This is a genomic window from Streptomyces sp. NPDC007901, assembly GCF_042959465.1.
Lineage (GTDB): Bacteria > Actinomycetota > Actinomycetes > Streptomycetales > Streptomycetaceae > Streptomyces.
The window spans coordinates 42,685-51,210 of record NZ_JBIBKW010000002.1 but is presented as its reverse complement, the minus strand read 5'-3'; the positions used below and the strand labels follow the sequence as shown (position 1 = coordinate 51,210).

6 protein-coding genes are annotated in these 8,526 nt (G+C 74.6%); 5 read left to right on the top strand and 1 reads right to left on the bottom strand.

Annotated elements, in window-relative coordinates; genetic code table 11:
- Nucleotides 1-1,408 (top strand): LuxR C-terminal-related transcriptional regulator (locus ACFZDK_RS05940; RefSeq protein ID WP_390970189.1); only part of this gene is annotated, 1,408 nt, incomplete at its 5' end.
- 126 nt (nt 1,409-1,534) lie between these two features.
- Nucleotides 1,535-3,160 (top strand): protease pro-enzyme activation domain-containing protein, encoded by a 1,626-nt coding sequence (locus ACFZDK_RS05935; protein WP_390970187.1) that lies wholly within the window; start codon nt 1,535-1,537, stop codon nt 3,158-3,160.
- A 96-nt stretch (nt 3,161-3,256) separates the two neighbouring features.
- Here the strand turns inward: ACFZDK_RS05935 and ACFZDK_RS05930 are convergent, their stop codons facing one another.
- Nucleotides 3,257-4,057, bottom strand: a complete 801-nt coding sequence (locus ACFZDK_RS05930; RefSeq protein ID WP_390970185.1) for a hypothetical protein — start codon at nt 4,055-4,057, stop codon at nt 3,257-3,259.
- Between the two features lie 904 nt (nt 4,058-4,961).
- On the opposite strand from ACFZDK_RS05930, the gene ACFZDK_RS05925 reads away from it, so the two are divergent.
- The 3 genes from ACFZDK_RS05925 to ACFZDK_RS05915 all read left to right on the top strand — a co-directional run bounded on the left by ACFZDK_RS05925 (nt 4,962) and on the right by ACFZDK_RS05915 (nt 8,498).
- A complete protein-coding gene (locus ACFZDK_RS05925; RefSeq protein ID WP_390970183.1) occupies nt 4,962-6,218 on the top strand; it encodes a hypothetical protein in 1,257 nt (418 codons plus the stop codon).
- A 61-nt stretch (nt 6,219-6,279) separates the two neighbouring features.
- On the top strand, nt 6,280-7,323 hold the full coding sequence (locus ACFZDK_RS05920; RefSeq protein WP_390970181.1) for a hypothetical protein: 1,044 nt from the start codon (nt 6,280-6,282) through the stop codon (nt 7,321-7,323).
- Entirely contained in the window at nt 7,320-8,498 is a 1,179-nt protein-coding gene (locus tag ACFZDK_RS05915; RefSeq protein WP_390970180.1) for a hypothetical protein, read from the top strand. Before ACFZDK_RS05920 ends, ACFZDK_RS05915 begins: the two co-directional genes overlap by 4 nt.
- Nucleotides 8,499-8,526: the final 28 nt, after the last annotated feature.

The window sequence follows — 8,526 nt, the reverse complement described above, 5'->3', positions numbered from 1 at the left end:
GACCAGCCACGACGGCGCCGCACCCGAAGTCCGCCCCGGCCCGGCAGCACCCCAAAGGGGCGCGGGCCCGTATCCGATATGCGGCTGCCGCCACGTGGACGCGACCAGCCACGACGGCGCCGCAGTCGACACACGGCATACCGCGGCACTTCCGGACATCGCGGCGCCCCCAGCGGAGCGTTCCCGTGGCCCGGAGGCTCGGCGGCTGATCCGGATGCGGGCGATCCTCGCCCTGGACTCCGACCGGGTGACCGAGGCCCACGACCAGGTCGTCCCGCTGCTCGCCGCGACCGGCGAACCGGCCGGGGCCGAGGAGACCGTGGCGACCCTGGTGGCGCTGACCCGGATCCAGGTGCGTGCCGGGCACTGCCGGGAGGCGCTGCGCACCGCGGCCCGCTGCTCGCGCGCCCTGCCCGAGGCGGCTCCGGCGCTCTACGCGGCGGCCCTCGCCGCGACCACCGGCGGCACCCCCGCGGAGGCCCGGCAACTGGCCGCACAGGCGGTCCGCGCCTCGGAGGCCGACGGCGACCGGCTGTTCCTGCTGCGCGCCCTCGCCGTCCTCGGGCAGGCCGAACTCCTCGGCGGCGATCCGCGCGGGGCGGCGGCCGCCGTCGAGGCGCTGCAACGCGTCAGGGAACTCGGCGAGGCCATGTGCGCCGCCGACCCGCCGCTGCTGCACTGGCACGGCGATCTGGCCGAGGCCCTGGTCGTCCTCGGCGAGACGGAGGCGGCCGGGGCGGTGCTCCACGACGCCCGCGCGCGGGTGCCGGACGGGGCGCCCGGCAGTGTCCTGGCGGCGCTGGACCGGGCGGAGGGGCTGCGCGAGGCGGGGCTCGGCCGGGCCCGGGAGGGCGCGGAACGGCTGCGCACTGCCGTCGAGCGGCTGCGCCCGCTGCCGCTCCCCGTGGAGCTGGTCCGCACCCTGATCGCGCTCGGCGCGGTCGAGCGCCGGGCCCGCCGCCGCAACGCGGCCCGGGAGGCACTCTCCGAGGCTCTGGAGACGGCGACCCGGATCGGCGCGGCCCCGTTCGCGGCCCGCGCCAGGGACGAACTGGCCCGGCTGGCGGCCGGGGAGCGCGGCGCCGAGGCGGGCCCGGGCAGGCCCGACCTCACGCCGACGGAGGCGAGGATCGCCGAACTGGTCGGCGGCGGGGCGACCAACAGGGAGGTCGCCGCCGAGCTGTTCATCAGCGTCAAGACGGTCGAGGGGGCGCTGTCCCGGGTCTACCGCAAGGTCGGCGTCCGCTCGCGCACCGCGCTGGCGCACGCGATGGCGGTCGCCGTCATCGCCGCCGGCGCGGCGGTGGACACCGGCGACGACGACCAACCCGCGCCCACCGCACAGACGGTGACGGTGAGCCAGGCCGGGCGGGTCCGGCTCCCCCGCCCGCTCGACACACGCCGTTGACGTGACACAGGCAGTTAACACACAACGCAAGGGTTCCCCCGCTTACGGGGGTGGGGCCGCAGTTCCTACGGTGATCCCGTTCCGCTTCCGGAACACTCCCCACCCCCCACCCCCGGAGGAATTTCGGTGAAGTCACGCCTGAAACTGCTCGGTCTGGTCGCCGCGCCGGCGCTGATCGCGGCGGTCGTCCCCGCCGCCTACGCGGCCGACGCCCCGCACACCGCCCGGGCCGCCGTCGCCGGGGACGTCCTGCCCGGCCTGAAGCACGACGCGTCCCGCACCGGCGAGGTCGCCTCGGGCAAGCGCATATCGGTGGCGATCAGCCTGACCCCCCGCGGCGGCAGCGCCCTCGACACCTTCATCGCCAAGGTCAGCGACCCGCACTCGGCCTCCTACGGCCACTACCTGACGAAGGGCCAGTTCGCGGCCCGGTTCGGCCGGACCGACGCCGAGGTCAAGCAGCTGAAGGACTACCTGCGTGCGCAGGGCGTCACCGTCGGCAAGGTGCACTCCGGGAACCTGCTGGTCGACGCCAGCGGCACCGCCGCCCAGCTGCGGAAGGCGTTCGGCACCCGGCTGTCGACCTGGAAGGACTCGGCGACGGGCCGCTCCTTCTACGCCAACGACAGCGCGCCGACGCTGCCTTCCTCCCTCGCCGCCATCGTCAGCGACGTGGCCGGCCTCAACAACCGCGTCCAGCTGCACCACCAGGCGACCCCGCACACCGTCTCCCCGCACAACGGCCCCGGCGGCGGCTACACCCCGGCGCAGCTCAAGGGCGGCTACAACGTCTCCGGCACGTACACCGGCAGCGGCCAGAAGATCGCGCTCCTGGAGTTCGACGGCTTCCAGCAGTCCAACATCACCAAGTACGACACCAACTACAGCCTCGGCTCACCCACCCCGACCGTGTCCAAGGTGGACGGCGGCTCCGGTGCGCTCGGCGACGGCCAGGTCGAGGTCGAGCTGGACATCGAGGTCCTGCACGCGATCGCCCCGAAGGCGAACGTGACGGTCTTCGAGGGTCCCAACTCGGACGCCGGTGAGGTCGACACGTACCAGGCCATCGTCGACAGCGGCATCCCGACCACCTCGATCAGCTGGGGCGCGGCCGAGTCCGCCCGCACCACCTCCAACATCAACGCGGTGGACGCGGTCTTCAAGGCGGGCGCCGCCGAGGGCCTCGGCTTCTACGCGGCCTCCGGTGACGACGGCTCCGACGACGCGGGCGACGGCGGCACCTCCGTCGACTACCCGGCCAGCGACCCGTACGTCACGGGCGTCGGCGGCACCAAGCTGACCGTCACCTCAGCCAACGCCTTCAGCAAGGAGGTGGCCTGGTCCGGCGGCGGTGGCGGCAAGTCCTCCGTCTTCAAGATCCCGAGCTGGCAGACGGCCGTCCAGAAGAGCGCGGGCGGCGGCTACCGCCAGGTCCCGGACGTCTCGGCGCACGCCAACCCGAGCCCCGGTGTCTCCATCTACTCGCAGGGCTCGTGGTCCTCGGTCGGCGGCACCAGCGCGGCGGCCCCCGAGTGGGCGGCGTTCGCGGCCCTCTACAACCAGCAGGCCGCGGCGGCCGGCAAGGCCAACCTCGGCTTCGCCAACCCCGCCCTGTACGCGGCGAGCGGCACCGGCTTCCACGACATCACCAGCGGCAGCAACGGCGCCTACTCCGCGGCCACCGGCTGGGACTTCACCACGGGCTGGGGCTCGTACAACGCCTCGACCCTGGCGACGAAGCTCCTCGGCTGACGCCACGCCCCTGAACCACCCGCCCCTGCGCGCACCGGGAACCGCCCGGCCCGCGCGGGGGCGGTCGTGCTCACCGGCCCTCACCGCACGTCGTTCTCACCTGACGTCGACGAAGTCCCCGGCCGCGGTGGCCGGGCCGGTGGTGGCCGTGCCGGCGAAGACGAACCGGAAGTAGCCGTCGGCCTTGGCCTTGGTGGTGGTCCTCAGCGCTCCGGCGCTGCCGCTGGTGACGGTCTTCAGGGTGGTGTAGGTGGAGCCGCCCTTCTTGCGGAACTGCAGCTCGACCGCCTGCCCCCGGTAGCCGGTGTAGCTGCCGCTCTCCCAGTTCGCGCGGCTGAGCTTGCCGGTGACGGTGATGGTCCTGCCCTTCTTCACCGGCTCGGGCGAGGCGTTCACCGTCACCTTGGCCAGCCGCTTGACCCGGGCCGTGCCGGCCTCGTCGATCTCCGTCCAGTCGTCGGTACGGTCCTGGGCCCCGGCGAGCACCTTCCAGGTGCCGGCGAGGCCGTTGTGGCCGAAGTCCCGCGCGGCGTCCACGGCGATGCTCACCTCGCAGGTGGAGGTGGTGGGGTCGGTGGCCGACACGGTGCAGATACCCGTCGGCGGGTACAGCGGCAGGTGGCCGTCCTCGTCGTCGGTGTTCGGTCCGTGCCACAGGTAGGCCCAGGAGGCGGCGACGCCGTCCGGGTCGGTCGCCGTCCAGGTGATGGTGACGGTCTTCTTGGTGGTGAGGCCGAGGACGATGTCCTTGCCGCCGTTGACGACGACGTGCGAGAACACCGTGTCACTGGACGCGGCCCGGTCCGCCGCCCGGGCCGCTGCCGGGAGCACCGACACGGAGAGGGCGGAAAGGCCGGTGGCAAGGGATACGGCGGCGAGGGCCGGGCGGATGCGCATGGGATACCCCTTCGGGATCGACGGCTCGCCGCCTCCGTACGGCGAGTCCTGATGCTGTGTCACACCCGCTAGACATGCGAAGAAGGGCCATGGTTGCCCTGTTGTTCCCTCCGTGTTCACAGAGATCGGACGGGTCCCGCCGCTCCGCCGGGGATCAGGATCCGCGCAGGACCCGGTTGGCCCCGCCACGACCGTGGTCACGAGGACCCAGCCGACGCTGACCAGGACGTCCACCGCCCACCGCAGGGCGCCGTGGGAGCTGTCCGACCGCTCCTGCCCGAAGTCGACCACCGGAAGCAGCAGGTCGAGGGGGTACCCGGCCGGCTGGAAGTCCGGGGGCGTACCGGCGCCGTAGGGCGGTGGCGGCCAGGTCGCAAACAGCGCGGTGCCGACGGTGAGGTCCTGGAGGAGGCAATCCGGGGTTGTTGGCATCCGTGGGCGACAGAGGGGGCTCTGCTCCGGCGGCGGGGACGCCGGTGGTCACCGCGATGCCGGGGCGCCGGAGCCCGCGCCCCCCCTCGGCCCGTGGGCCCGCACCTCCCGCGCATGCCGTGCGGTGCGCGCCGGCCGTGCCCTCCCTCGCCGGCACCGGGCGGTCAGAGCCGGTCGGAATGCGCCCTGTTGACGCCATACGGTGTTCGGCACCGGGCTCGGAGGGGCATCGTGAAGACAAGGCGGTACGGCGGCGGAGCCGTCCCGCGCGACCGTGTGGGCCGGGGGGCGCGAAGGACCTGTCGACTCTTTCAGCAGGCCGGTGTCCGACTTCCGGCGCGGCGTGCGCGCCCCCTACCATCACACCCTGCCCATGGGTGCTGACCCACGGCGGTCGCGCGGCGCTGCGTACGCGCGGTATCGCCGGCCATGCCGGACACCGCGCGGACCGTGACGGAGGGGGGAGAAGGCCATGGTGACAGCGCGGGGCGCCCGCTTACCGCGACCGTTCGGGGCGGTTCCCCCGATCGTCCTCGCCGGCGCCGGGGCACTGGCCGCCGGCACCGTGTGCGGGCTGGTCCTGCAGGTCACGGGCGTCGCGGACACCTCGGCCCTGGTGGACTCCCGCAGCTATGTGTTCGGCGCCGGGCTGCTGCTCGCCGTGGGCCTGTACGGCAGCACGTACGGCATCGACCTGAAGGCGCTCCGCGCCGACCTGCGCGGGGTGGTGGCGGCGGTCACCCTGGGCGTGGTGCTGAAGGCCGCGCTGATCACCGGGACGATGCTGCTGGTCTTCCGCAGGCCGGAAGCGCTGGTTCTGGGGGTCGCGGTGGCCCAGATCGACCCGCTGTCGGTGGCCGCCCTCGGCCGGAACGACCGGATGTCGCCACGGGCACGGTCGCTGCTGACGGCGTGGGCGTCCTTCGACGACCCGATGACCGTCCTGCTCACGCTGTACCTGGCGGGCATGGCCTACCCGTTGACCGGCGGCACGGGCACGCCCGGGATCACCGGCGGCGGCACCGGCGGCTATCTGGCCGGGCTCGGCCTCAACGCCGCGCTGCTGGCCGGTGTGCTGCTGCTGTGGTTCACGGGGCGCCGGCTGGTCTCCCGGGCGCCCGACACCCCGCCGGCCCGGCGGACCGTGGGCGGGGCCGCGGTGCTGCTGGTCGGGGCGCTGCTGGTGCTGGCCGCCGCGCAGCAGCTGATGCTCGCGGTGGCGCTGGCCGGTCTGGTGGTGCGCTCCACCGTCCTCGGCAAGGTGCTCGACCGCGCGGTCGGCGGCGCGTACCTGGCCGCGTTCTCGGCGCTCGGCCTGCTGCTCGCGCACGGGGTGGCGTGGTGGCCGGGACTCGTCCTGGGCGTGGCGGCGTTCGGCGCCCAGGCCGTGGTGGCGCTCACCGTCATGCCGCTGTTCGTCAAGGGGCTGGCGCGCACCGACCGGATCGAGCTGGGCCTCGGCCAGCAGAACGGCATCACGGCCGTCCTCATCGCCCTCACTCTTGAGCGTGATTTTCCGGGCACCGCCGCCACGGTCGGTCCGGCCGTCATCACCGTCAACATCCTTTACGGCGCCGGGCAGGCGCTGCGCTCCCGTCCTCCGCGCCTGCGGCGCGGCGGCGGTGCCGGGGAGGACGCCGGGGAACTCGCCGCGGAGCCCGGGCGTCAGTCCCTGTACGGCCAGGAGACCCGGGGCGAGAACGTGCTGGAGCGGCGGTCGGTCGCGTAGCCGCCGGCACCCGCGAGTCGTACCAACCACCGGACGCCGGTGGCCGAACGGGGAGAGACGCATGACGCAGACGACGGAACGCGGTCGGCACGGGTTATCGGGGCGGGGTGCCCGTGCGCGGGGGGTTCGTGCGCTGGATGCCCGTGCGCCGGATGCCGGGCCCGCGCGGCGGACCGCCGCGTTCCGGCACCGGCCGGGGCTCTCCGCGGTCGCGCTCACCGCGGTCTGCGCCTGCGGGGCCGCGCTGTTGCTGTCGGCCGCCGCCCCGGCGTGGGCCGGGCCTGCCGGGTCCAAGGAGCGGGACGTCCAGCTCGTGTACTGCCTGGACCCCGCCCGCCTCGACAGCCTGGTCGCCGCGGCGGTGCGCCTGCGGCTGCTGCGCGCGGACAGCACGACGGGCCCGGCCGGGGTGCGGCCCGTCGGCTCCGCCGAGCGGCTGACCGCGCAGGAGTGGGCCGACCGGCACGAGGCCGACTTCTCCCGGGCCTGTTCCGCGCTGATGGCCGCCACGTCCGGCTCCCCCGCCACGGCGGCGGGGAAGGACGGAGGCGGCGGGGGCGGCGGCTGGCTGACGGCGCTCTGGCAGGGCGTGCTGCTGTCGGCTGCCGGTGCGCTGCTCACCCTGCTCGGCCAGACCTCGGAACGCGTCTCCGCCGAACGGCGGGAGCTGCGCAGGCGGTTGGCCGCGGAGGAGGCCGCGTTCCGGTCGACGGCGCGCACCTATCTGACGGACTACGAGAGCGATCCCCGGGGCGCCGACCACCCGGCGGTGCGTGCGGCGCGCGAGGCGCTGGCGGCCACGCTGCTGCGGGTGCCGGGCCCCGAGGTCCGGCGGCGCGCCGCACGGCGCCTCGCCGAGGGGCTGCCGCTGCCCCGGCCGCTGCCCGCCGTGCGCAACGGCACGGTGCTCGGCGCGGACGCCCGTACCGGCGAGGCCCGCGGGCCCGGCGAGGCGCTGGACACCCTGCCGGGCGCCGTGTCGGACCTCGACCGCCCGCCCGGCTACTGGAGCCTGCGCGCGGTACGGGAACGGAGCACACGGCACCCACGGAACACACCGCACACACCGCACACACCGGATACGACGCCGGGGGCGGCCGTATGACCCAGTCCGTGGAGACGAACCCCTACGGCGTCCGCGTGCCGGGCGACGGTTCCGGGCTGTGGTGGGCGACCGAACCGCTGGACGACCATCCGCTGGTGGCCTGGGAGGAGGACAGCCATGCCCGGGCGTGGGTGGACGTGGACCACGCCGAGGAGCAGGTGCGCAAGTTCGAGGCGAGCCTCGCCCGGCTGCCCGAGATGATCCTGCCGCAGGTGGACCGCGGGCACGTGGTGGTGGTGACCGGGCCGGTCGGCATGGGGAAGACCACCCTCATCCACCGGTGCGTCCATCTGATGCAGGAGCGGCTGCGGGAGGCCGCCGAGCGGGCCGGGCACAGCCGGCTGGGACCTGACGACATCCGGCCGCCGCGTCCCGTGGTGGTGATGACCGGCGGGTACCGCAACCACCCCGACTCCGTGAGCGTGGACGAGCGGGGCCGCTTCGCCACCACCGAGGGCATCAACAGCGCCATCCGGAAGAAGATCGTGTCCGAGCTCGAACTCCGGTTCACCGACGCCGTCAAGGGCCGGGTACCGGTCGACGGGTCGGTCCTGGACACGTTCGCGGAGATCAGCCGGCTGCTCGCGGAACAGGACGCGATGCTGCTGGCCCTGGTGCCGCACCTGGGCTGGCGTGACGACATGGGCTCGGTGCGCACCGAGTTCCTCAGGAGCTGCCTGAGACACGCGCGCAGCCGGATCGTACTGTTCGTCGAGGTGGGTCACCACGACCCGCACACCGCACACGACGAGGTGATCGCGGTCCTGGGCAGCCAGCCCGCGCTCACCCACCTCTCGCTCGGCAGCCTCAGCCCGGAGGACACCGTGAAGTTCAGCCAGGCGGCGCGCGGGGAGCATCCCGACCCCGACGCCTTACCGTCGACGGCACCGGACGCGCCCCGCGATCCGGAGGCCTGGCGCCGCTCGGACGTACGGGAACTGCGGAAGATCTGCTTCAGCGTCGCCGAGGAACAGCGCAGAAGACACGGCCGGGTGCGGGTCACCGCCTCCGACCTGCCCACGCCCACCCCCGATCTGGCCTCCCTGGCCCGCGTACCGCCGAGGGCGGAGCGGGCGGCGGTGACCGCGGCGGCGGCCCGGCCGTACGGGGCGGCGACACCCGCTCCGCTCCCCGTGCCCCCGCAGCCGGCACCCCCGCCCTCGCCCGGCGCCTGACCGGCCCTTGCCCGGGCCGCCCGCATCC